Annotated in this window: 25 protein-coding genes and 1 tRNA gene; 17 read left to right on the top strand and 9 right to left on the bottom strand. The window is 64.5% G+C overall.

Annotated elements, in window-relative coordinates:
- Window positions 1-132: 132 nt before the first annotated feature.
- From ATE59_RS06345 to ATE59_RS18375, 5 genes are read left to right on the top strand one after another with little or no spacing between them, the layout of a single operon-like run.
- Window positions 133-336 carry a hypothetical protein gene (locus tag ATE59_RS06345; RefSeq protein ID WP_058811622.1) on the top strand — a complete coding sequence of 68 codons (204 nt, stop codon included), beginning with the start codon at window positions 133-135 and terminating at the stop codon, window positions 334-336.
- A complete protein-coding gene (locus tag ATE59_RS06340; RefSeq protein ID WP_058811621.1) occupies window positions 333-623 on the top strand; it encodes a hypothetical protein in 291 nt (96 codons plus the stop codon). Before ATE59_RS06345 ends, ATE59_RS06340 begins: the two co-directional genes overlap by 4 nt.
- Window positions 620-1447 carry a hypothetical protein gene (locus ATE59_RS17765; protein ID WP_156416723.1) on the top strand — a complete coding sequence of 276 codons (828 nt, stop codon included), beginning with the start codon at window positions 620-622 and terminating at the stop codon, window positions 1445-1447. Before ATE59_RS06340 ends, ATE59_RS17765 begins: the two co-directional genes overlap by 4 nt.
- A 2-nt stretch (window positions 1448-1449) precedes the next feature.
- Window positions 1450-2145, top strand: coding sequence for a hypothetical protein (locus ATE59_RS17760; protein WP_156416722.1), 696 nt, complete (start codon window positions 1450-1452; stop codon window positions 2143-2145).
- Window positions 2090-2248 (top strand): hypothetical protein, encoded by a 159-nt coding sequence (locus ATE59_RS18375; protein WP_443029275.1) that lies wholly within the window; start codon window positions 2090-2092, stop codon window positions 2246-2248. The genes ATE59_RS17760 and ATE59_RS18375 overlap by 56 nt, the downstream gene beginning before the upstream one ends.
- 318 nt (window positions 2249-2566) lie before the next feature.
- Here the strand turns inward: ATE59_RS18375 and ATE59_RS06325 are convergent.
- Window positions 2567-2656: transfer RNA gene (locus ATE59_RS06325), tRNA-Ser, on the bottom strand.
- A 226-nt stretch (window positions 2657-2882) separates the two neighbouring features.
- On the opposite strand from ATE59_RS06325, the gene ATE59_RS06320 reads away from it, so the two are divergent.
- The 10 genes from ATE59_RS06320 to mazG all read left to right on the top strand — a co-directional run bounded on the left by ATE59_RS06320 (window position 2883) and on the right by mazG (window position 11886).
- A complete protein-coding gene (locus ATE59_RS06320; RefSeq protein ID WP_058811619.1) occupies window positions 2883-3875 on the top strand; it encodes a lytic murein transglycosylase in 993 nt (330 codons plus the stop codon).
- Window positions 3859-4869 (top strand): septal ring lytic transglycosylase RlpA family protein, encoded by a 1011-nt coding sequence (locus tag ATE59_RS06315; protein WP_058811618.1) that lies wholly within the window; start codon window positions 3859-3861, stop codon window positions 4867-4869. Before ATE59_RS06320 ends, ATE59_RS06315 begins: the two co-directional genes overlap by 17 nt.
- A gap of 3 nt (window positions 4870-4872) precedes the next feature.
- Window positions 4873-6099, top strand: a complete 1227-nt coding sequence (locus tag ATE59_RS06310; RefSeq protein WP_058811617.1) for a D-alanyl-D-alanine carboxypeptidase family protein — start codon at window positions 4873-4875, stop codon at window positions 6097-6099.
- A complete protein-coding gene (gene tmk, locus ATE59_RS06305) occupies window positions 6096-6722 on the top strand; it encodes a dTMP kinase (RefSeq protein WP_058811616.1) in 627 nt (208 codons plus the stop codon). The genes ATE59_RS06310 and tmk overlap by 4 nt, the downstream gene beginning before the upstream one ends.
- Window positions 6710-7702 (top strand): DNA polymerase III subunit delta', encoded by a 993-nt coding sequence (locus tag ATE59_RS06300; RefSeq protein ID WP_058811615.1) that lies wholly within the window; start codon window positions 6710-6712, stop codon window positions 7700-7702. Before tmk ends, ATE59_RS06300 begins: the two co-directional genes overlap by 13 nt.
- A gap of 38 nt (window positions 7703-7740) precedes the next feature.
- Window positions 7741-9309, top strand: a complete 1569-nt coding sequence (metG, locus tag ATE59_RS06295; RefSeq protein WP_058811614.1) for a methionine--tRNA ligase — start codon at window positions 7741-7743, stop codon at window positions 9307-9309.
- Window positions 9309-10085 (top strand): TatD family hydrolase, encoded by a 777-nt coding sequence (locus tag ATE59_RS06290; protein ID WP_058811613.1) that lies wholly within the window; start codon window positions 9309-9311, stop codon window positions 10083-10085. Before metG ends, ATE59_RS06290 begins: the two co-directional genes overlap by 1 nt.
- Window positions 10086-10098: 13 nt before the next feature.
- Window positions 10099-10863 carry an MBL fold metallo-hydrolase gene (locus ATE59_RS06285; RefSeq protein ID WP_058811612.1) on the top strand — a complete coding sequence of 255 codons (765 nt, stop codon included), beginning with the start codon at window positions 10099-10101 and terminating at the stop codon, window positions 10861-10863.
- On the top strand, window positions 10860-11036 hold the full coding sequence (locus tag ATE59_RS17755) for a hypothetical protein (RefSeq protein ID WP_156001432.1): 177 nt from the start codon (window positions 10860-10862) through the stop codon (window positions 11034-11036). Before ATE59_RS06285 ends, ATE59_RS17755 begins: the two co-directional genes overlap by 4 nt.
- A gap of 76 nt (window positions 11037-11112) precedes the next feature.
- Entirely contained in the window at window positions 11113-11886 is a 774-nt protein-coding gene (gene mazG / locus ATE59_RS06280) for a nucleoside triphosphate pyrophosphohydrolase (RefSeq protein ID WP_058811611.1), read from the top strand.
- On the opposite strand, the gene hflX is transcribed toward mazG, so the two are convergent.
- The 7 genes from hflX to dusB form a co-directional block, all read right to left on the bottom strand.
- Window positions 11864-13204: a GTPase HflX gene (gene hflX / locus ATE59_RS06275; protein WP_058811610.1), complete on the bottom strand. Its 1341-nt coding sequence runs from the start codon at window positions 13202-13204 to the stop codon at window positions 11864-11866. The two genes, mazG and hflX, sit on opposite strands and share 23 nt — an antisense overlap.
- Window positions 13205-13212: 8 nt before the next feature.
- Window positions 13213-13707, bottom strand: a complete 495-nt coding sequence (gene hfq / locus ATE59_RS06270) for an RNA chaperone Hfq (RefSeq protein WP_003051691.1) — start codon at window positions 13705-13707, stop codon at window positions 13213-13215.
- Window positions 13708-13824: 117 nt separating this feature from the next.
- Window positions 13825-15204 carry a nitrogen assimilation response regulator NtrX gene (gene ntrX, locus ATE59_RS06265; protein ID WP_058811609.1) on the bottom strand — a complete coding sequence of 460 codons (1380 nt, stop codon included), beginning with the start codon at window positions 15202-15204 and terminating at the stop codon, window positions 13825-13827.
- A complete protein-coding gene (locus ATE59_RS06260; RefSeq protein WP_082657324.1) occupies window positions 15194-17485 on the bottom strand; it encodes a sensor histidine kinase in 2292 nt (763 codons plus the stop codon). The genes ntrX and ATE59_RS06260 overlap by 11 nt, the downstream gene beginning before the upstream one ends.
- A 105-nt stretch (window positions 17486-17590) precedes the next feature.
- Window positions 17591-19012, bottom strand: coding sequence for a sigma 54-interacting transcriptional regulator (locus ATE59_RS06255; RefSeq protein ID WP_058811891.1), 1422 nt, complete (start codon window positions 19010-19012; stop codon window positions 17591-17593).
- Window positions 19009-20112 (bottom strand): two-component system sensor histidine kinase NtrB, encoded by a 1104-nt coding sequence (locus ATE59_RS06250; protein ID WP_058811608.1) that lies wholly within the window; start codon window positions 20110-20112, stop codon window positions 19009-19011. The genes ATE59_RS06255 and ATE59_RS06250 overlap by 4 nt, the downstream gene beginning before the upstream one ends.
- The gene (gene dusB, locus ATE59_RS06245; protein ID WP_058811607.1) at window positions 20109-21107 is read right to left on the bottom strand and encodes a tRNA dihydrouridine synthase DusB; all 999 of its coding nucleotides are present in this window, start codon (window positions 21105-21107) and stop codon (window positions 20109-20111) included. Before dusB ends, ATE59_RS06250 begins: the two co-directional genes overlap by 4 nt.
- A gap of 97 nt (window positions 21108-21204) precedes the next feature.
- Here dusB and ispF point away from each other — a divergent pair, with 97 nt between their 5' ends.
- On the top strand, window positions 21205-22389 hold the full coding sequence (gene ispF, locus ATE59_RS06240; protein WP_058811606.1) for a 2-C-methyl-D-erythritol 2,4-cyclodiphosphate synthase: 1185 nt from the start codon (window positions 21205-21207) through the stop codon (window positions 22387-22389).
- A 3-nt stretch (window positions 22390-22392) separates the two neighbouring features.
- On the top strand, window positions 22393-22950 hold the full coding sequence (locus ATE59_RS06235; RefSeq protein ID WP_040590758.1) for a CinA family protein: 558 nt from the start codon (window positions 22393-22395) through the stop codon (window positions 22948-22950).
- Here ATE59_RS06235 and ATE59_RS06230 read toward each other — a convergent pair.
- A complete protein-coding gene (locus ATE59_RS06230) occupies window positions 22893-23372 on the bottom strand; it encodes a type II toxin-antitoxin system RatA family toxin (RefSeq protein WP_003051712.1) in 480 nt (159 codons plus the stop codon). The two genes, ATE59_RS06235 and ATE59_RS06230, sit on opposite strands and share 58 nt — an antisense overlap.
- Window positions 23373-23378: the final 6 nt, after the last annotated feature.

The raw sequence follows: 23378 nt of genomic DNA, 5'->3' as shown, positions 1-23378 counted from the left end.
AACTTCGCGGCTGGTTGCATTCCCCCTCTACCGCATCGGATTGGCAGGCTCAAACGCTTTCCTCCCGTTTCTGCCTGTCGCCTTGGATGGCGCGGGATATGGCGCGGCTCTGCTTTGGGGAGGGCCGTTGCAATGACTGATCACCCCTTTCCCGATCACCGGGCAGCGGCGCTTGCCCTGCTTACCGGCAATCACCGGCTCAGCCGCAAGGCCGGGCAATTCCTTGGCCAGCTTGCCGTCGATTCCGTGCCCATGAGCGAAGCGCAGGCCGATTGGCTGGCGAAGCTACTGGACCGCGCGGGCTTGCCACCGATGGCAGAGGGAGGCGCAGAATGAGCACCTATCCTGATGCACCGGGGCACCGGAACGTGGAAACCTCGATTGCCGCTGCCGATGCCCTTGCGCCCAAGCTGGGGCGGCTCCAGCGCATGGCAGAGGGCGCAATCCGCGATGCTGGCGCGCACGGCCTTACCGCCGATGAACTGGCAGCACGGCTGGATATGGATCGCTGGTCAATCCAGCCGCGCACCAGTGAATTGAAGCGCAAGGGGCTTATCAGTGACAGCGGGCAGCGCAGGCCGAATAGCACCGGCAAGCTGGCCATTGTCTGGATTGCCGCATGATCTCTGCCGCCATGCCCAAGCCGCACAATAGCGCCCGGCATGGCGGCGCTTTGAAACTCCACCGGGATTGCAGTTTCGGTGGAGTTTCAATTGCACCGCACCAGCCGCAATCGCCCGCAAATCCGCCGATTGCCGTAACTGGCACGGCGCTTGCGATTAGTTACCTTACCTCTGGTGTGGCAGCCCTTTCCGCTGGACGCACTGGCAGAGGCGGCGCGCGCAACCGTGCCAACCGGGAAAGCCATGCACTGACAGCCGCTCAGATTGGCAATCTCAAGGCCGCTGAGCGCCATGCCGAAAAAATCGGGCTGCCCTTCACCCGCATGATCTCGATTCACTGGCAGGCCGCTGGAGTGCCACTGGCGGGCATGGCGAAGGCGACCTATCGCTTTACCGACCTGCTGACAAAGGCGCTGGCACGGCATGGCAGCGGCACGGCATGGCTCTGGACGCATGAGAATGTCCCCGGCAACGGCAATGACAAGGGCGGGCACTGCCACTTGCTCGCCCATGTGCCTGCCGATCTCGTGGCCGTTGTTACGGCGCTGCAACGGGGCTGGCTTCGCCGCATCACCGGGCAGCCTTATCGGGCGCGCGTGATCCACAGCAAGCCGATTGGCGGACGGCTGGGGCTGGAGGCAGGCAATCCCGATCTCCACGCCGTCAATCTGGAGGCGGCGCTTGCCTATGTCCTGAAAGGGGCAAGCCCTGAGGCCGCGTCACAATTCGTCCTAGAGCGGCTGGAGCCGGGCGGGCGCGTGATCGGCAAACGCTGCGGAACCTCTCAGAACATTGGCGCGAAGGCGCGAAAAGCAAAGGACTGACAATGGCGAAAAAGGCGAAGGCCAATCCCGAAGATGGACTGGTGGCACCGGGCGAAATTGGCAAGCTCGAAGTCGAAAAGCGGACAGACGAAAAAATCGGGCGGACGCTGGCCCGGATCACGCTGGACCCGCAAACCCGCAATGCCAATTTGGCAATGTCGTTCGGCTCGCAAATGTTTGGCGACCAGCTAAAGCCCGATATTGCCGAAAGTAGCGCAGTGCTGTCAGAGGAAATTCAGCGCGCCATGAAAGGCGACCTGTCGCTGGCCAGCCGGATATTCACTTCGCAAGCGATCTCGCTGGACGCGCTCTTTACCGAAATGGCCCGACGTTCAGGTAACAACATGGGGCACTATCCCGACGCGGCGGACAGATACATGCGGCTGGCTCTCAAGGCCCAAGCTGCCTGTCGTTCCACGCTAGAGGCACTGGCAAGGCTCCACCAGCCGCGCGAGCAAACCGTGAAGCATGTGCATGTGAACGAAGGCGGGCAGGCCGTGGTTGCCGATCATTTCCACCAGCACACGGGGGACCGGGAAAATGGAAAATCAGTCAAACAATCCGATGCAACCGGCCCGGCTGACGCAATCGCCGCGCTGCCTAGCCCGGACCCGTTCGGGAGCGGAGTGCCAGTCCCCGGCGGTGAAGGGCAAGCGCCGCTGCCGGATGCACGGCGGCAAGAATCCCGGCGCACCTAGGGGCAACCACAACGCCCGAAAGCATGGCGGCTATTCTGCAAAGGCAAAGGCAGCGGCCCGATACGTGAAGGAAATTGCGCGGCTGGTGCGCGATATGCCGTGACTTGAATTTAGTTGGCTCCCATACCGCGCATTTCGGGGCTTTCGGTCAGTTGGCCGTTGCCAGTCGTTTTTGACGGTGAAGCAGCCATAGCCGCTCAGGCCTGGCTTTCCGCCATTTCCAGCCGCGATTTGTCGCGTTCGGTGTGTATCGAACTGCACCCGCACCAGCCGGGCAAATCCCCTGACACTGCCTGCCCGATCTGGAAAACCGTTCCGGCAGGATTGCCAACGCCAAAGCCCCAAGCGCCCGGTCTATCGGGGAGCGGTTATGGGAGCATCGTCGCTCTGTTGAAAAAATATCAATTAAATCAATGGCAATTGGCGGACAGGGTGGGATTCGAACCCACGGTGAGCTTCCACCCACGGCGGTTTTCAAGACCGCTGCCTTAAACCACTCGGCCACCTGTCCTTGCGGCGCCGACATAGCGCGGCGGCGGCGCGCGGCAAGCGAAACCTTTGGCGCGCGCGGTGCGAACGGTCCGGCGCGCGAATGACTCGTCCTGTCCTGCCCATGGCTGGCCAAGGGGGCTGTATCCGTGGCAGACACGCCCTATAGGGTGGGACATATGCACGCTAAACCATTCAGAATCGGACGCCTCCTCGCCCGGATCGGTGTCCTCCTCTCGGCCTGGACCATGGCGGCTTCGGCGCCGCTGCACGCGCAGGCGGCCGATCCCGGCTTCGACACCTATGTTCAGTCGCTCTGGCCCAAGGCGCAGGCGCGCGGCGTTTCGCGCGCGACCTTCGACCGGGTGACGAGCGGGCTTCGCTTCAATGCGCGCGTCGTGGCGCTTGATCGCGACAATCTGGGCGCGCCGCCGCGTCCCGATACGCCGATCCCGGCCTTTGCGCCCTATAAGGAGAAGCATGTCGACGCCGCGCGTATCAATGGCGGGCGCCGCGTCCACGACCGCCTGTTGCCGTTGCTGTCGCGGATCGAGGAGCGAACGGGCGTCCCGACGAGCATCATGATTGCAATCTTCGGGCACGAAACCGCTTATGGGGCGGTAACCGGCAATTTCGACCTGCCCGAAGCGCTGGCGACGCTTGCCTATGAGGGACGCCGCCGCAGCCTGTTCGAGCCTGAATTCATCGCGACGCTCGAAATGGTCGAAAAGGGCGTTCCGCGCGAGGTGCTGAAGGGCAGTTGGGCGGGCGCGTTCGGCTATCCCCAATTCCTCCCCTCGGTCTATCTCAAGGTTGCCGAGGACGGCGACGGCGACGGCGTTGCCCGCATTTGGTCGAGCGAGGCCGACGCGGTCGAGTCGATCGGTTCCTACCTGCGCCGGGCAGGCTGGCATGCGGGCGAACCATGGGGCGTTGCCGTGCGCGTTCCCGACGGCTTCGGCCGTTCGGCAATGGGAACCCGGCTCGAGCCGACACGCTGCCCGCGCGTTTTCGCCCGCTACAGCCGCTGGCGGTCGATGGCTGAATGGCGCGCCGCCGGGTTCCAGCCAGTGAGCGGACGCTGGCCGGCGGACCATATTCAGGCGACCTTGCTCGAACCCGACGGCCCGGGAAAGACCGCCTATTTGCTGACCGGTAATTATCGTGCGATACTCGACTATAATTGTTCGAACTTTTACGCACTTTCTGTGGGGTTGCTGGCGGATGAAATCGATCGTTAGGGGCGGGGGCGCGGCCACGCTGGTCGCAGGAACGGCATTGGCGCTGGCGGCATGCGGCAGCTTTGACGGCAAGAGCAATACGGCGGTCGCCGCTGCGCCCGCGACGGCACCTGCCGACAATGGCGTATCGGACGTGCCGGTGAAACTCGGCGATCCCTATACCATCGCGGGCACGACCTACACGCCCGCGGATGTCGCCGATTATGACGATGTTGGCTATGCAAGCTGGTATGGCGAAGAAGCGGCGGGCAAGCCGACCGCCAATGGCGAGATATACAACCCCGACGGTATTAGTGCGGCACACAAGACGCTGCCGCTGCCCAGCTATGTCGAGGTAACGGCGCTCGATACCGGGCGCACGATATTGGTTCGTGTCAACGATCGCGGACCGATGAGCAACGACCGGCTGATCGACCTGTCGCGCGGCGCCGCTGCACAGCTCGGGCTGACCGATGCGGTGAGCGCGGTTCGCGTGCGCCGGACCAATCCGCCCGCCGCCGAGCGCGCGCAGCTTCGCGCTGGCAGGCCTGTACCCGAGCGGCTGGCAACGCCCGAATCGCTGCTGTCGATCCTGCGGACCAAGATCAAGCAGGTGCCCGTGCCCAAAGCGGCTGCCGCCACGGTTCCCGATCAACCGGCGCCGCCGACAGCATCGGCTCAGGCCAAACCCGGCGACGACCGGATGGCGGTAACCAGCAGCAAAAAGCCCGAACCTTCCAAGCCGGCCCCGGCGGCCAAGCCGGCTACACCCGAAAAGAAAGCGGAACCGGCACCCAAAGCGGTTGCGGGAAGCTTCGTCGTTCAGGTCGGCGCGTTTAGCAGCGAAGCGCGGGCCAATGTCGCAGCGAAATCGGTCGGCGGCCATGTCGACAAAGCCGGCAAATTGTGGCGCGTCCGCATGGGGCCCTTTGCCAGTGACGGCGAAGCAAAAGCCGCACAGGAGAAGGCGAAGGCCGAAGGTTTCCGCGACGCGACCGTCCTGCGCGACCGCTAAGCCGTGCAGCGTCGAAACGGAATCGCGCGCGCTATAGGCGCCGGACTGGCGGTAACGGCGCTTGCAAGCACCTTTCCGGCGGCTTCGGCAGGGAATGACAAGCCGAAGCCGGGCGCGGTGAGCAGGCCGCTCTACGTAACCGAAGCGCCGATCGTGATGTTGAAGGATCTCGATTCGGGCGCGATCCTTTTTTCCCGCGGCGCGGGCAAACGCTTCGCGCCGGCCTCAATGGCCAAGGTGATGACCGCCTATGTCGTGCTCGACCTGATCAAGCGCGGCGAATTGTCGCGCGACAAGGTCTTCACGGTCAGCGAAGCGACCTGGCGCAAATGGAACGGCAGCAACGGCGGGTCGACGATGTTCCTGCGCGCCGGCGAAAAGATTTCGGTCGATGAATTGCTCAAGGGCCTGATCACTGTGTCGGGTAACGACGCCGCCGCGGCGCTGGCGGTCGGGATCGATGGCAGCGAAGCCGATTTCGTCAAGCGAATGAATGCGATGGCGGCCAAAATAGGCATGACGTCGAGCAAGTTCGGCACCCCGAACGGCTGGCCCGATGGCGGCGTGACCAAGGTAAGCGCTGCCGATCTTATAACGCTGGCGGACCGGCTGATCCGCGACCATCCCGATGGCTATGCACGCTATTTTTCGATCCCGCGCTTGCAGCATGGCGTGTCGCCAGAAGGCAAGCCGATCATCCAGCCGAACCGCAACCCCATTCTGGGGCGCTTTGCCGGAGCCGACGGCCTCAAGACCGGTCACACCGCCGAAGCGGGCTATTGCTTTCTCGGTTCGGCAAAGCGCGATGGCCGGCGCCTGATCATGGTGGTAGCGGGCATGAAGAGTGAAAAGGCGCGGCGCGACGAGGCCGAACGGCTGATGCGCTGGGGCTTTGACGCATGGGAAGGCCGCGAACTGGTGCCCGCGGGCACCAAGGTCGGGGCGGTCGAGGTGCAACGCGGCGCACGGCCGAGCGTGATGGCCGAAGCCGGTATTGCGGTCCGAATGACGGTTCCCAAGGGATATGCCGGCGGCTATCGCGCCGCGATGCAGAGCCGCAGCCCGCAAAACGCCCCGATCGAACGCGGCACTCCGATCGCGCGTCTGATCGTGACCCCCGACGGCCTGCCGCCGCAAACCACGCCATTGCTGGCGGCGAAGGACGTGGCGCCGGTCGATGGCGTCTGGACACGTCTGCGCAGCGGTTTTTATCGGCTCGCCGGCCGATGAGGGGGCGTTTTATCACGCTCGAGGGCGGCGAAGGGGTCGGCAAGTCGACGCAGATCCGCGCGCTGGCCGCGGCGCTTGCCGAACGCGGGATCGACGTCGTCGCGACGCGCGAACCGGGCGGTAGCACTGGTGCCGAGGCGATCCGCGCGCTGTTGATGGAGGGGGACGACGATCGGTGGGACGCGCGTAGCGAAGCGCTGCTCTTCGCCGCTGCGCGCGCCGATCATGTCGCGCGCACGATCCGGCCCGCGCTCGAACGTGGCGCCTGGGTGCTATGCGATCGCTTTGTCGATTCAACCCGCGCCTATCAGGGGGCGGGAGGGGGGATCACCGACGCCGACATCATGATGCTGCACGGCTTCGGTTCGCTTGGCCTGTTGCCCGACCGGACCTTCCTCCTGACCGTTTCCGCGGCAGAGGCGCGCCGGCGACTGGCGGCGCGCGATGCCGCCGGTGCCGATCGCATGGGCAGCAAGCCCGCCGATTATCAGGCCCGGCTCGCCGCGCGCTTCGCCGAGATTGCGGCGGCGGAGCCCCAACGCTGGCGCCTTGTCGACGCCGATGCGCCGGCGACCGCGGTTACCGCCGCCCTGTTGTCGGAGCTTGCCGAATGGCTGCCATGATCGGCCATCACGACGCCGAGAAGGCCTTTCTGGAGCCCTGGACAAGCGGCCGTCTCCACCACGCCTGGCTCCTCGCCGGGCCGCAGGGAATGGGGAAGGGCGCCTTTGCCGCACGGGTCGCCCGCTTTCTGGTCACGCACGACCGGGCGGGCGAGGGAGGGGCGCCGCTGTCGCTCGACGATCCCGGCGATGAACAGGCGGGCAGGCTCGTTTCGGCGGGGAATCACCCCGAGATCATCCATCTGACGCGGCAGGTGAAGGACAAGAGCAAGGATCTCGCGCGCAACATCACGATCGATCAGGTCCGCGGCATGATCCGCCGCCTTCATCTTTCGCTGTCGCTCGGCGCGTGGCGCGTCGTTGTCATCGATGCGGTCGACGATCTGGAAGCCGACGGCGCCAATGCGCTGCTCAAGACGCTCGAAGAGCCGCCGGCGCAAACCTTGTTCCTGCTCGTCAGTCATTCGCCGGGGCGCCTGTTGCCCACAATCCGGTCACGCTGCAGAATTCTGCGTTTTCAACCCGTTGAGCGTGACGTCATGACGGCGTGGCTGCACGACCTGCGCCCGATGCTCGACATGGCCGAGGTGCGCGCGATCGTCGCGGCTTCGGGCGGGGTTCCCGGCAAGGCGCTGGCGCTCATCGACAGCGATGTCGCGGTCATGGAAAAGAAACTGCTGGCGATAGCGACCGGCGGTGATCGCGACAATCGGCTACGCGAAGCGTTGGCGCGCGAAGTCGGGGGCACCAGCAACCGGGCGCGGCTCGAACTGGTGATCGACATCGTGCCGGGCCTGCTGGCACGGCTGGCGCGCGAACGCCCGCTGGGAGAGATCGCACCGGTGCTCGGTCAATGGGACCGCATCCAGCGGACGGTGCGCGATGCGGTGCGCGGGTCTTATGACGGGGCGATGGTGGGGTTCGAGATCGGCAACTGCCTCGCCGAACTCGCGCCGCGCGGCGGGCAGGCGGCACGCTGACGCTTTCCCTTGGCCGCACCAGCGGCTAAGGCGCGCGCATGTCCGAACCATTTTATATCACCACCGCCATCAGCTATCCCAACGGCCGCCCGCATATCGGTCACGCCTACGAGGCCATCGCGACCGACGTGATGGCGCGCTTCCAGCGGATGCGCGGCCGCGACGTGCGCCTGATCACCGGTACCGACGAACATGGGCTGAAGATGTATCAGACCGCGCGCGACCAGGGTCGCGCAACGATCGATCTTGCTGATGAAATGTCTGGATATTTCCGTGAGATGTATAGCAAGCTGAATATCAGCTATGATAATTTTATGCGCACGTCGGACCCGGCGCACCATCGCGCATCGCAGGCGATCTGGCGGGCGATGGAAGCCAATGGTGACCTCTACCTCGACCGCTATGAAGGCTGGTATTCGGTTCGCGACGAAGCTTTCTATGATGAAAGCGAACTGACAGACGGGGAAGGGGGCGTTCGCCTGTCGCCGCAGGGGACGCCGGTCGAATGGACCGTCGAGGAAAGCTGGTTCTTCCGCCTGTCGGCCTATCAGGACCGTCTGCTCGCGCTCTATAACGACAATCCCGACTTCATCCGCCCCGAAAGCCGCCGCAACGAGGTGCTGCGCTTCGTCGAGGGCGGATTAAAGGATCTGTCGGTATCGCGCACGAGTTTCGATTGGGGCGTCCCGGTGCCGGGCAGCCCCGGGCATGTGATGTATGTCTGGGTCGACGCGCTCACGACCTATTTGTCGGGCATTGGCTATCCCGACATGGACGGCGATTTCGCACGATTCTGGCCGGCGAACATTCATATGATCGGCAAGGATATCGTTCGTTTTCATACTGTTTACTGGCCGGCCTTCCTTATGAGTGCCGGTCTGCCGCTGCCGCGCCAGGTGTTCGGTCACGGCTTTCTACTCAACCGCGGCGAGAAGATGTCGAAATCGCTCGGCAACGTTGTCGATCCGATGACGCTCGCCGAACAGTTCGGCGTCGATGCGCTGCGCTATTATCTGCTCCGCGAAGTGAGCTTCGGGCAGGACGGCAGCTATTCGGCCGAAGCGATCGTGCGAACCGCGAATGCCGACCTCGCCAACAGCTTCGGCAATCTTGCGCAGCGCAGCTTGTCGATGATTTTCAAGAATTTGGATGGCGATATTTCGAACGATTATTCTCCCAGCGAGGAAGATTTAGCTCTTAGGAGCGCCGTTCGCGACGCCGCGGTAAATTTGCTTCCTCGTGAGTTTGAAGAGCTGTCATTTTCCGTCGGCATTGAGGAATGGCTCCGCGCGGTTTTTGCCTGCAACCAGTATGTTGATACGCAGGCCCCGTGGGCGTTGCGCAAGACCAATCCAGAACGGATGCGTGCTGTGCTGATGACTCTCTTTCGGGCTATTCGCACACTCGCGATTGCGATCCGTCCGGTGGTGCCGTCCGCGGCCGACGCGCTGCTCGATCAGATGGGAATTGCCGACGATGCGCGCGACTTCGCCGCGCTTGCCGACACCGAATGGTTTGCAAAGCTTGCTGCCAGCGGCTTTTCGGTCGGTCAGCCGGTTCCCATCTTTCCGCGCCTCGAGTTGCCCGAGGGGGAAGGGGAGGCTTGATGCTCGTCGATTCGCACTGCCACCTCAATTACAACGGGCTTGCCGAGCAGCAGGGCGAGGTGCTGGAGCGCGCGCGGGCGCGCGGCGTTACGGCAATGCTCAACATCGCGACGCGCGAGAGCGAGTGGGACGACGTCCTGGCTGCTGCCGAAGCCAATACCGATGTCTGGGCTAGCGTCGGCATCCATCCGCACGATGCCGATCATCATCCCGATGTCGATACCGCCAAGCTGGTCGAGCGCGCCGCGCATCCGCGCGTGATCGGGATCGGCGAGACGGGGCTCGACTATTATTACGACAAGAGCGATCGCGTGCGGCAACAGGACAGTTTTCGCCGCCATATCCACGCGTCGCAGCAGACCGGCCTGCCGATTATCGTCCACACTCGCGATGCCGAAGCCGATACGCTAGCGCTGCTCGGCGAAGAGATGGAAAGGGCGCCTTATACCGGCGTGATCCATTGCTTCACCGCGAGCGACGACTTCGCCAAAGCGGCGCTCGACCTTGGGCTGTTCATCTCGATCTCGGGGATCGTGACGTTCAAAAATGCCGCCGATCTTCAGGCCACAGCAAAATGGCTGCCGCAGGACAGGCTGCTGATCGAAACCGATTCCCCCTTCCTTGCCCCCGCCCCGCATCGCGGCAAGACTGGCGAGCCCGCCTTCGTGGCCGATACGCTGGCATTTCTGGCGGACCTGCGCGGCGACGACCGCGAGGCGTTGGCAGCGGCGACAGGCGCGAATTTCTACGCACTTTTCAACAAGGCGGCGCCATGACGTCACACGCGTCATGAAGGTTCGCATTCTGGGGTGCGGTACTTCGTCGGGGGTGCCGCGGATCGGTAACGACTGGGGGCAGTGCGACCCCGAAAATCCACGCAACCTGCGCAGCCGGGCCTCGATCATGATCTCGCTCGGCGGATACCGGTTGATCGTCGACACCAGCCCCGACATGCGTCTGCAGCTGCTCGACGCCGGGATCGGAGAGGTCGATGGGGTGATATGGACGCACGAACATGCCGACCATACGCACGGTCTCGATGATCTGCGCCAGATCATGCACCTGCGCGGTTCGGCAGTACCGGCCTACGCCCGAGCGCACGTTCTCGATATTCTGAAATGGCGCTTCACCTACGCCTTTGCCGGCAACGCAGGCTATCCGGCGTCGGTCGATCCGATCGAACTGGCCGATCATCAATGGATCGGACCGATCGAGGTGTCGGCACTCGAAATGCCCCATGGTCCGATAAAAGCCAGCGGCCTGATCTTCAGCGACGGTGCGCACAAGATAGGCTATGCGACGGATTTTTCACGCTTTACCGATGAAATGGTCGATTTCTTCCAGGGGGTCGACTTGTTCGTGATCGACGCGCTCCGCCGCTATCCGCACCCCACGCATCCGCATCTCGCGATGACGCTCGAAGGACTCGCCAAGGTCGGCCAGCCGCGGGCCATTATCACGCATATGGACAATACGATGGATTATGACGATCTGGCCGGCGAGCTGCCTGACGGCGTCGAGCCTGGGTACGACGGGCTGGAGGTGGAATTGTGAACGGCGATACCACGGTGCAGATGATCTGGTTCGTCGGGGCCTTTGCGCTGGTCTTGAGCTCGCTCGCGGCCAGACGGCTCAATCTGGCCGACGGGCTGAAGATGGCGCTCGCGTGGGTGGCGATCTTTGCGCTCGTATTTCTCGTCGTCCGGACGTGGCAGCTTTTTGCCTGACGATTCAACGAGAGGGGGGCAAACGGGCCTCCCCGCTATATTGAATTTAACATAATATATATTATCGGATAATCATATGTCTAATGCGCCTTCGCTGTCCCCCATCGATCGACTGCTCGCAATCATGCGTCAGTTGCGCAATCCCGCTGGTGGGTGTGAGTGGGATTTGGCGCAGGACTTCACAACGATCTCACCTTACACGATCGAGGAAGCCTATGAGGTTGCCGACGCCATAGCCTCCGGATCGCCCGATGCGATTTGCGACGAGCTTGGCGATTTGCTGCTCCAAGTCGTTTTTCATGCCCAGATCGCTACCGACAAAGGCCTGTTCGGGTTCGACGACGTCGCCAATGCGATCAGCGACAAGATGGAACGGCGCCACCCGCATATTTTCGGCGATGCGACGACAGATGACGTTCGCCAGCAATGGGAACAGATCAAGGCGGCCGAGCGCAGCGCCGACGGCGCCAAAAGCGTGCTCGAGGGCGTGGCGTTGTCACTGCCGGCGCTGCTGCGCGCGCAAAAGCTGCAAGGCCGCGCTGCGCGGGCGGGATTTGACTGGCCCGATGCCGACGGACCGCGCGCCAAGATCGCCGAAGAACTGGAAGAAGTCGAAACGGCCCCCGACGACGCAGCGCGTGCGGAGGAAGTCGGCGACCTGCTCTTCGCGGTCGTGAACTATGCGCGGCACCTCGGCGTCGATGCCGAAAGCGCACTCCGTGACGCCAACGCCAAGTTCGCGCGCCGCTTCATGGCCGTCGAAGCACGCGCCGGCGCCGACATGGCGGATATGCCGCTCGATGCGCTCGAAGCGCATTGGCAGGCGGTCAAGGCTTCGGAAGCCCCTTAGCCGGCCAGAGGCGGCGGAAGCGGGCCTGATCGGCGGGATCGAGCCGAACGGTGAGCACATGCCCCTCACCCTCTGCTTTGTTGTCGAGCACTTCGCCCCGGGCGTGGAGCCAGGCAAGCGCCTCCCCTTCGTCAAAGCCGAGAAAAATCTGCTGTATTTCGTGCCCTTCGGTTAGCCGCGCCGCCATCAGCGTCCGCGCCGCCTCGACGCCCTCACCCGTGAAGGCCGAAATGACCGCGACGTCGCTGCGCCGTGCGGCAATCTCGACGATCTCGGCGCGCCGCTCGGGCCCCGCAGTGTCGATCTTGTTCCAGATTTCGATCTGCGGAATCGGGTCGGCGGCGTCCTCCCCTTCCCCGTCCTGCGGCCCATTGACCCCGAGCGAGTCGAGGATCGCCTTGACGTCGTCATATTGCGCGTCGCTGTCGGGATGGACGATGTCGCGGACATGGACGATCAGATCGGCCGTCGTCACTTCCTCTAGCGTTGCGCGGAAGGCGGCGACGAGTTCGGTCGGAAGGTCGGAGACGAAGCCGACCGTGTCGGAGAGGATCGCCTTGTCGATCCCCGGCAGGCGGATTTCGCGCATCGTCGGATCGAGCGTCGCGAACAGCATATCTTCCGCCATGACGTCACTTCCCGTCAGGCGATTGAAAAGCGTCGATTTTCCGGCGTTGGTATAGCCGACGAGCGCGACGACGGGCCAAGGTGCCCGCTGCCGCTTGGCGCGCTGGAGTTGGCGCGTGCGCCGCGCATCGTCGAGCTGGCGGCGGATGCGCGCCATACGATTGCGGATCATCCGGCGGTCGGCCTCGATCTGCGTCTCGCCTGGACCGCCGAGGAAGCCGAAGCCGCCGCGCTGGCGCTCGAGGTGAGTCCAGCTTCGCACCAGCCGTCCCGCCTGATAGTCGAGATGTGCGAGTTCGACCTGCAATCGCCCCTCGGCGGTCGCGGCGCGCTCGCCGAATATCTCGAGGATCAGGCCGGTGCGATCGATCACCTTCGTTCCGAAGGCGGTTTCCAGATTGCGCTGCTGGATCGCGGTCAGCGCGGCGTCGACGATGACGAGCTGGACGTCGTGCGCCGCGATCGCGGGCTTGATGGCCTCGATCTGACCGACGCCGATCAGCGTCGCCGCGCGCGTCTGGCGGAGGCGCAGCGGATGCGCTGCCACCACCTTGAGCCCGATCGCGACCGCGAGCCCCTTTGCTTCCTCAACGCGCGCGTCGAGATCGCGCGACAGGCGCTGGCCGTGCCATTCGGGCACGACAAGCAGCGCGGGCGCACCGCGCGTTACCTCTTCGGCGCTATCGGACATCGGGTCGATCAGGCGTCGCCGTCGGCTTCGCCATTGTCGGTCAGATTGATCGGGCCGTTGGGCTGAACCGTCGAAATGGCGTGCTTGTAGACAAGCTGCACCTGGCGTTCGCGTTCGAGCAGCATGCAGAACAGATCGAAGGCGACGATATCGCCCTGCAGCATGACGCCGTTGACAAGGAACATCGTCACCGACTCTTCGGAACGGCGCACCGCATTCAGGAAAACGTCCTGAAGCGCCTTGCCCTTGGCGGTGGGAACTTCGCGCACATCGGCGCCGAGCGAGGCCAGGTCGAAATCATGCGAAGGCATGATCGTCGAGATCGCGTGCTTGTACACGAGCTGCGACTGGCCGTCGCGGCGGAGCAAGAGCGAGAAATTGTCGAACCAGGTGATTATTCCCTGCAGCTTCACGCCCTTGACGAGAAACATCGTCACCGGGGTCTTGCTGCGACGCAGAGCGTTGAGAAAAAGATCCTGAAGATTCTGGTTTTTATCGGACACATTTGCCTCCTGTTTTTGGCGGCCGAGCCGCGGGTTCGATGCGCCGACGATGAGCCCCTTGTCGTCTTCGCAGCCGCAATATGCGGCAAAGAGCGGATCAGGTCTAGGGTAAAGCCACTACCCTTCGCCGTCCTGATTCTCGGTCAATCCCAACAGCTTCAGCTTTCTATGGAGAGCCGAACGCTCCATCCCGATAAAGGCTGCGGTGCGCGAGATATTTCCCGAGAAGCGATTGATCTGGATGCGCAGATATTCGCGTTCGAAATTCTCGCGCGCCTCCTTGAGCGGAATCGCGGTGATCGATTCGCTGTTGGGCAGGATGTCGGTGCCGCCGCGGACCAGCTCCGAAGGCAGCATATCGGCATCGATCCGGCCGAGCCGATCGCTCGGCGCGAGGATCATCACTCGCTCGATCACGTTGCGCAATTCGCGCACATTGCCGGGCCATTCATGCGCCTGGAGCGCCGCCATCGCCTCCGAGCTGATCTCGGGCGGCGGTATGCGCCGTTCGGCGGCATAACGGCCGACGAAATGGTCGCAGAGGCTCGCAATATCGTCGCGCCGCTCGCGCAGCGGCGGAATATGCACGGGCACGACATTGAGCCGGTAATAGAGATCTTCGCGAAAGCGCCCTTCGGCGATTTCGCTCATCAAGTCGCGCGCGGTGCCCGAAATGATGCGCACATCGACGCGGATCATCGTTCGCCCACCGACACGCGTGAAGCTCTGGTCGGTCAGGACGCGCAAGATCTTGCCCTGCGTCGTCAGCGGCATGTCGGCGACTTCGTCGAGGAAGAGCGTCCCGCCATGCGCCTGTTCGAGCAGACCGACGCGGATCGCCCCGTCGTCGCTTTCCGACCCGAACAATTCGATCTCGACCGTTTCGGGGTCCATCCGGGCCGACGAGATGACGCGGAACGGCGCATTCTGCCGCCCGCTCCAGCCATGGAGGACGCGCGCCGCAACCTCCTTGCCGACGCCGGGAGCGCCGGTGACGAGCACCCGGCTGCCGGTTCCCGCCACGCGTTTCAGCGTCGCGCGGACATTGTTGATTGCGGTGCTGCTGCCCGTGAGTTCGTCGGCGGGACCGGCCTTTTCGCGAAGCTGTTCATATTCGAACTTCAGCCGCTCGCTTTCGGTCGCGCGCGCGACGAGGTGCAACAGACGCTCGGCCTCGAACGGCTTTTCGATAAAGTCGTAGGCGCCGCGGCGGATCGCCGCGACGGCGGTGTCGAGACCGCCATGGCCCGAAATGACGATGATCGGCAGCGTCGGGTCGAATTCCTTGATCGCCTCGACCAGCCCCAATCCGTCGAGCCGCGACCCCTGCAGCCACACGTCGACCAGCGCGAGCGACGGGCGCCGCTGGCGGATCGCTTCGAGTGCGGCATCGCTGTCGGAAGCGGTCCGCGCTTCATAGCCTTCGTCTTCCATGACGCCGGCGACCAGTTCGCAAATGTCGCGTTCGTCGTCGACAATCAAAATATCAAGCGCCATGTTCTTCTCTGTCCTGCCGGTTTCTGATGCGCCCCGGCACCGATTCAATCTGCCCTGTTGGAACTCCCCCGCCCTTGCCGGCCAATGGCCGCAGGCGATCGGCGTGCAGCGTCAACGTGACCTGCGTCCCCCGCCCTTCCGGATTGTCCGAAAATTCAAGCTCGCCATAATGTTGCTCGACGATCTTCTTGACGATCGCGAGGCCGAGCCCCGTCCCGCCCTGCCGCGTGGTCATATAGGGTTCGGCGATCGCGTCGCGCGCCTCGGGCAGCCCGATGCCATCATCGGTGACGCGGATGACCACCGCATCCTGCGGGCCGATGTCGAGTTCGGCGCGGATATGGCCCGAAACCGGGCCATCCGATTTTTTCGTATTTTCCTCGATGGCTTCAACCGCATTTTTGACGATGTTCGTCAGCGCTTGCGATAGCAGGCGGCGGTCGCAGACGAGCGGCTCGATCTCGTTCGGCGTCTTGACGCTGAATATGATGTCGGGCTTCGCGACCTCGAACAGGAACACCGCCTGACGCAGGATGTCGCGGATATCCTCGACCCCGAAGGTGGGCTTCGGCATTCGCGCAAAGCTGGAAAATTCGTCGACCATGCGGCGCATATCGTGGACCTGCCGCACGATGGTGTCGGTCAGCTTGCGGAAGGTTGCGGCATCGCCCTCGACCTTTTCACCGAAGCGGCGCTGCAAGCGTTCGGCGGCGAGCTGGATCGGGGTCAGTGGATTCTTGATTTCATGCGCAATGCGGCGCGCGACGTCGGACCAGGCGGCGCGGCGCTGATCGAGCAGCTGCTGGGTGATATCCTCGAAGCTCAGCACGAAGCCGTCGCCTTGCGCGACCGCCTTGGCCGCGAGCGTCGCGGGTTCGGCATCGCGGCGGGCCAGCTGAACGATCCCTTCCTGCTCCCCGCCGCTCAAGAGCGCGGCCAGTTCGGGCGCGACATCGCCGAGCGGTTGCCCGGTCAAGGTCTCGGCGCTTTGCCCGATCAGGCTTTCGGCGGCGGCATTGGCGAGAAGAATGCGATGCTGCGCATCGACCGAGACGACCGCCGAGGAGACGCCGCTCAGCACTGCCTCGATAAAGCTGCGCCGCGTTTCGAGCTGCTCATTGACGTTGACGAGTGCGCTCGTCTGCCCCTCGAGCTGCTCGGTCATGCGATTGAAAGCGCGCGTCAGCACGGCAATCTCGTCGTCGCGGGCCGGCGGCGTGACGCGCACCGAAAGATCGCCGCCGGCCGCGGTGCGCGTCGCGCCGATCAGGGTGCCGAGCGGGCGCGTGATGCGGTCGGCGACAACGATCGCGGCCACCACCGCCAGCGCCAGCAACAGAAGCGAACCGAGATAGAGTGCGCCGTTGAACTGCAACTGGAGCTGCTGCGATCGCTGAAACAGGTCGTTATAGTCGGCAAGCACGGCCCCCGCCCGCGCGGATTGCTGAAAGCCCGGCACATTGGCGTCGCGAGACGCATAGACGTAGGCACTCTCCGTTCCCGGCAAGCGGGCGGCTGCCTCGACGCGGTCGGCCTGACGGACAACGACGACATCCTCACCCGCCTTGAGGCGGTTCACCATGGTCGGCGTCAGGCGACTCTCGGCCGCGCGCTTGTCGGGATCGATGGCTGCGGCGGTCCGGACGACCCCGTCCTTTCCGACTTCGATAATCGCCGACTCATTGAGGCTGCGCACCACGACCTGTTGCAGATAATAATTATAGAAGCCGGGACTATCGACGGGAAACTGGGTCAGTTGCTTACCGAGGTCGGTCGCCATGGCATATGTGTTGGCCCCGACCTGTCGTTGGTTCTCCTGATAATAGCCTTCGGCAAGATTGGCCGCGTTTTCGAACATGCCGCGCGAGCGGTCCGAGAACCAGAAATCGACCCCGAACTGGAACAGCAGCGAAGCGAATATCACCACCAGCAATGTCGGCGTCGCCGCGATCAGCGAAAAGAGCGCGACGAGGCGTACGTGCAGCCGCCCGTTGCCGCCGCTCATCGTCCGTTCGGCGCGCGCACGGGCCACGCGGCTGCCGATCAGCACGATCAGCGCCATCGCGGGAACGAGATTGGCGACCATGATCGCCGCGACGAGTGCCGGGGTCAGCAAACGCTCGCTCTGCGCGTCGCCGGTGACGAAGATATAGGTGCCGATCGCAACACTCGCGATCAGGGCGAGCGTATAATATTCGGGCGCGCCGAACCGCCACCAGCCGCTCCGCGCGTCCGTATCACCGGGTTCGCTGTCAAGAGCCGAGGGGAAAGGCTGCGTCATTGTGGCTGCGATACGACAATCCTGTTGCATAGAAAACACACAATATGCGCTGGCGCGCCGATAAGTGTGCTTTTCCGGTCAACGGGAGCGCGTGCGATGCGGCGCCTAGGGATGCGCGGGATCGATGTCGAGTTGCCCCAATCGCTTGCGCAGCGTGTTGCGGTTGATCCCGAGCCGTCGGGCCGCCTCGAGCTGGTTGCCGCGCACTTCGCGCAGCACGCGGCGGAACAACGCGGCTTCGACGATGGCTTCGAGGTCGCTGTGGATGGCGCCGTCGCCGTCGGTGCCCGCCAGCCGTTCGCGCACCCAATCGTCGACCGCGTGCGCGATCAGGTCCGCCGGCGCGGTGAAGGCGGGCGCCATGCCGCCGCTTTCGCGCAGCACCGTCTCGACATCGCGGGCGGTGACGACGGTGTCGCGCGCCAGAATGGCGAGGCGCTGGACGACATTGCCGAGTTCGCGAACATTGCCCGGCCAGTCGTGGCGTTCGAGTAACTGCATCGCCTCGGGCGCGAATTCGCGGTCGGGCAGCCCCGACTGGCGCCCGGTATCGACGAAATGGCGGACGAGCGCGGCGATGTCGCTGCGCCGGTCGCGCAGCGGCGGCAGGCTGACCGGAATGACGTTGAGGCGATAGAAAAGATCTTCGCGGAAGCGCCCCTCGGCGACGAGGCTGCGCATCTCGCGGTGGGTCGCGGCGACGACGCGGACATCGGCTTTCAGCGCCTGACTGCCGCCGACGGTCGAATATTCGTTGGTTTGCAGGACGCGCAGCAGCCGCGTCTGTGCCTCGAGCGGCATGTCGCCGATTTCGTCGAGGAACAGGGTGCCGCCCGACGCCTGTTCGAACCGCCCGGCGCTGCGGCTGTGCGCGCCGGTGAAGGCGCCCTTTTCGTGGCCGAACAATTCGGCCTCGATCAGTTCGCGCGGGATTGCGGCCATGTTGATCGCGACGAAGGGGCCATTGCGGCGCAGGCCCGTCGCATGGATCGCGCGTGCGACGACCTCCTTGCCCGTCCCCGATTCGCCGAGGATCAGGACAGCAAGGTCGTTCGAGGCGAGCCGCGCGATGGTGCGATATACCGCCTGCATGGCGGGCGCCCGGCCGATCAGCCCGTGGCTGTCGGTTTCGGCCGCATCGACCTTGGCAAGCGGTTGCGGGCCCCGCGCCAGCGCAGCGCGAACGCTGGCGGTCAGCTCCTCGAGATCGAAGGGCTTGGGCAGATAGTCGTAGCTGCCGATCCCCTGCGCGCGGACCGCGGTGTCGAGCGTGTTCTGCGCCGAGAGAACGATCACCGGTGTTTCGGGCGCCACGCCCGCGCCAGGCAGCGAATCGATGCCGTCGCCGTCGGGCAGGACGACGTCGGTGATGATGAGGTCGGGGCGATGATCGGCGAGCCAGGCATTACGCTCGGCGATGCTGCCGACCGCGGCGAACAGGGCGCATTCGTCGCCCAGCGTCTCGCGGATGATGAGCGAGATCGCGGGATCGTCCTCGACCAGCAGGATCGTCTTGTCGATGGTCATGGCCGCGGCTCCTTGCGCGCGGACGGCTGCGCGGCGGGTAGATTGACGCGGAAGCGCGTCCACTCGCCATCGCGGACATGCTGGACGGTGCCGCCCATGTCGCGCGCGAGCTTCGCGACGAGCGCGAGGCCGAGCCCCCTGCCCTCGCGCTTCGTCGTGACGAACGGGTCGAACAGGTCGTCGCGGATGTCGGCGGGCACGCCGGGACCATTGTCGCTGACGCTGACCTCGATCGGCAGCGCGATGCGGCCGCGACCGTCGCCATTGTCGATCGACAGCCCGTGGCGATAGGCGGTGGCGATGCGGATGACGCCATCGTCACGCCCGCCGAGCGCCTCGCCGGCGTTGGTGACGAGGTTCAGCAATATCTGGACCATGGCGTCATGGTTGCCCTGCACCATCGGCAGCGACGGGTCGAAATCCTCTGAAAAGCGGACCCCGGGCAATTGCCGCGCGCGCACCGCCTCCAGCGCTTGATGGATCGGCTGATAGAGGTTGATCGGCGTGCAGGCGATCGGCTGCCCGCGCGAAAAATGCTCCATCTGGTCGATCAGCGTCGTGATCCGGTCGACCTCGGCGCAGATCAGCGTCGTGAAGCGCTCGCCGCTCGCGTCGGTCTTGCGCGCAAGCAGCTGCGCGGCGCCCTTGATCCCGGCGAGCGGGTTCTTGATTTCATGCGCGAGCATCGAGGCGGCGGCCCCCGCCGCGCGGCCCGACCGTCCGATCGCGCCGCCCATCAGTTCGGCTTCGCTTTGCGACGGAACGAGCGCGAGGATGCGGTGGCCGTTGCTGCCATAGGGCACCATCTGCATATCGACGAAGATCGACTTGCCGCCGCCGATGCGGATTTCGGCGCGATGGGCGAACAATGCCGAGGTGTCGGGATCGTTCATGCGCTGACGATAGCCGCGGTCCATGCCGATGACGTCATAGACGACGCGCCCGACCATCGCCGACCGGCTGATATTGCAAAGCTGTTCGGCGGCCGCGTTGACAAACAGGACGACGGCCCCGCGGTCGATCAGCAGCGTCGCGACCGGATGCGACTGGATGATTTCGTCATGGTCGAACGTCGGGATGCTCGACGTCAACGCGCTCACGCAGCCGCCTTGCTCAGATAGGGCGCATAAAATTCCTCGAGCGCATCGAGTACGCCCGTGCTGTCGGGGATCTGGTTGACGCGGTTGCGGAATTCCGCCGAACCGTGGAGCCCCTTTACATACCAGCCGAGATGCTTGCGCGCCATATTGACGCCGGTCATTTCGCCGTAATGGTCGATCATCGCCCGATAATGCGATGTAATGACGTCATATTGTTCATCGATGCCAGGGTCGGGGCGCTCGCCCTCGCCGCGCAGCGCCGCCATCACCTGCCCCAGCAACCACGGCCGGCCATAGGCGCCGCGGCCGATCATCACGCCATCGGCGCCGCTCTGATCGAGCGCGGAGCGCGCATCGTCGACCGAACAGATGTCGCCATTGACGATCACCGGGATCGATACTGCATCCTTGACCCGGCGCACGAAGGCCCAGTCGGCGCTGCCGCGATACATCTGGTTGCGTGTGCGGCCGTGGACGGTCACCAGTTTCGCGCCGAGATCCTCTGCGATATGCGCGAGTTCGGGGGCGTTGAGGCTGTCATGGTCCCAGCCCATGCGCATCTTGACCGTCACCGGCACGCTGACCGCCTTGACGCAGGCTTCGATCAGCGCCGCGGCCAGCTTGAGATCGCGCATCAGCGCCGATCCGGCATCGCCGTTGGTGACCTTGCGCACCGGACAGCCCATGTTGATGTCGATGATCGCCGCGCCGCGCTCTTCATTGAGCTTCGCGGCCTCGCCCATTTCATAAGGCGTGCAGCCGACAAGCTGCATCGAAACGGGTTCCTCGACCGGATCCCAGGCAGCTTTCTGGATCGATTGCCGCGTCTCACGGATCGCGGCCTGGCTCGCGATCATCTCCGTGACGTTGAGCCCCGAGCCGTAATAGCGGACGATCTTGCGGAACGGCAGATCAGTGACGCCCGTCATCGGCGCGAGGATCACGGGATCCGCGATGGTGATATTGCCGATCTGGATGGGCCGGAGCGGCGCCATAACGGGGAGCTTTCGTTGAAATTGCCTAAATTTTGTGCAGCCACTACACGCTAAGGCGCTTTTCCGCAAGCCGCGGCTGCGCTAACCGGCGCGCGTCATGACCGACTCCGCGCCCCTGTCGTCCGGCTCCGTCGCTGTCGTGCTGCTCGCCGGCGGCGTCGGCGCGCGCGCGGGCTTTGGGCGTCCCAAGCAGCTTGTCCCGATCGGCGGCAAATCCGTGCTGCACTGGAGCCTCGTTGCGTTCGCCGCGCACCCGGCCATCGGTGCGGGCGTGCTCGTCGGCGATGATGACGTCGTGGCGGCGGCAGGCCCCCTGCCCGCCGGCTGGACGACCGCTGCGCCGGGCATCGAACGCCAGCAGTCGGTCGCGAATGCACTGGGCGCACTGGCCGACTGGAGCGACGACGCGATCCTCCTCGTCCATGATGCGGCGCGCCCCGGCGTTTCGGCGGCGGTAATCGACCGGCTGCTCGCCGCCGTGGCGGAGGGGGCTGTCGCGGCGACGCCGACGCTGCCCGTTCCCGATACGCTGATAACCGAGGTTGACGGGGTGGCGGGTGACGTCACCGACCGCAGCCGACTCGCGCGCGTCCAGACGCCGCAGGCCTTCCGGCTCGGTGCGCTGCGCCGTGCTCACGCGGGTGCCGGCGACGAGGCGGCGACCGACGATGCGCAACTCGTCCGCCGGCTCGGTCATGCTGTGGCAACGGTTCCAGGCGACGCGCGGCTGCACAAATTGACCTATGCCGACGATCTCATCATTCTGTCCGCCCTGCTCGGAGGAGGCAAAGCCGCGATGCGTACCGCTGTCGGCATGGGTTATGACGTTCACCGCCTTGTTCCCGACAAGCCGCTGTGGATCGGCGGGATTGAAATCGCGCATAGTCATGGGCTTGAAGGGCATAGCGATGCCGATGTCGCGCTCCACGCGCTGACCGACGCGATCCTCGGCGCGCTGGCCGATGGCGATATCGGGGACCATTTCCCGCCGAGCGATCCGCAATGGCGCGGGGCGGCGTCATGGCGCTTCCTGGCCTTTGCCGCCGAACGGGTCGCGAAGCGGGGCGGACGGATCGCCCATGTCGATCTGACGATCATCGCCGAAGCGCCGAAAATCGGCCCGCATCGCGCCGCGATCCGCGCGCGCCTGTCCGAAATTCTTGCGATTTCGATTGAAACCATTAGTGTGAAGGCAACAACCACCGAGCGGCTGGGCTTTACGGGCCGCCGCGAGGGGATCGCCGCACAGGCCATCGCGACTTTAGAACTTCCGGAGAATTGAACCTTGCCGTCCGCCGTCGAAACGCGCCAAACCGCGCGCGAAGAAGCCGCCACGTCCGTTCTTGCCGCCAATCGTGCGGCGGGGCGTCGCGTTGCCATCGCTGAAAGCTGCACCGGCGGCATGGTGTCGGTGGCGCTCACTGACATTCCCGGTAGTTCCGATGTCTTCAGCGCCGGATTCATTACCTATTCGGCCGACGCCAAGAAGCGCCAGCTCGACGTCAGCAGCGAAATTCTGGAAACCTTCGGTGAGGTGTCGCTGGCGACCGCCTGGGCGATGGCCGCGGGCGTGCTTGCGAACAGCGATGCCGATGTCGCGGTGTCGATCACCGGGATCGCGGGCCCCGGCGGCGGATCGGATAAGAAACCGGTGGGCATCGTCGTGTTTGCGCGCGCGCTGCGCGGCCAGGATCCCGATGATTATTTCACCCAGCGGGTGCAGTTCGATTCGACCGATCGCGCGACGATCCGCCATCACGCGACGATGTTCGCGCTCGACCTGCTTCAGCCCGACAAGGACGCGCTGCGTCCGTCGGAGGATGTCACGCTTCCCGCACCGTAAAGCGCATCGGCGCGCGTTTCGAACGCCGCGATCATCTTGCGGAGCGCCTTGTCGAACATCTGCCCGGCCAGCGCCTCGAAGACGCGGCTGCGGAACGAGAAATCGACCATGAAGTCGACCTTGCACCCGCCGCCGTCGAGCGGCGTGAAATGCCATTCATTGTTGAGGTGGCGCATCGGGCCGTCGATATAATCGACGATCACCTTGTCGGGCGCGCGCTTGTGGACGCGGCACGAAAAGCTTTCGCGCAATCCCTTGAAGCCGACGATCATGTCGGCCACCGCCTCGCGATCGCTGTCGGCGCGGACGCGCAGCGCGACCACCCACGGCAGAAATTCCGGATAGCGCGCGATATCGGTCACGAGCGCGAACATCTGTTCGGCGCTATAGGGCAGCTCGCGCGTTTCGTGGTGCCTCGGCAATGCGGC

The sequence above is a fragment of the Sphingopyxis sp. A083 genome, from assembly GCF_001468495.1.
In the GTDB taxonomy this organism is placed as follows: domain Bacteria; phylum Pseudomonadota; class Alphaproteobacteria; order Sphingomonadales; family Sphingomonadaceae; genus Sphingopyxis; species Sphingopyxis terrae.
This window is presented reverse-complemented; position numbering and strand designations above follow the sequence as displayed.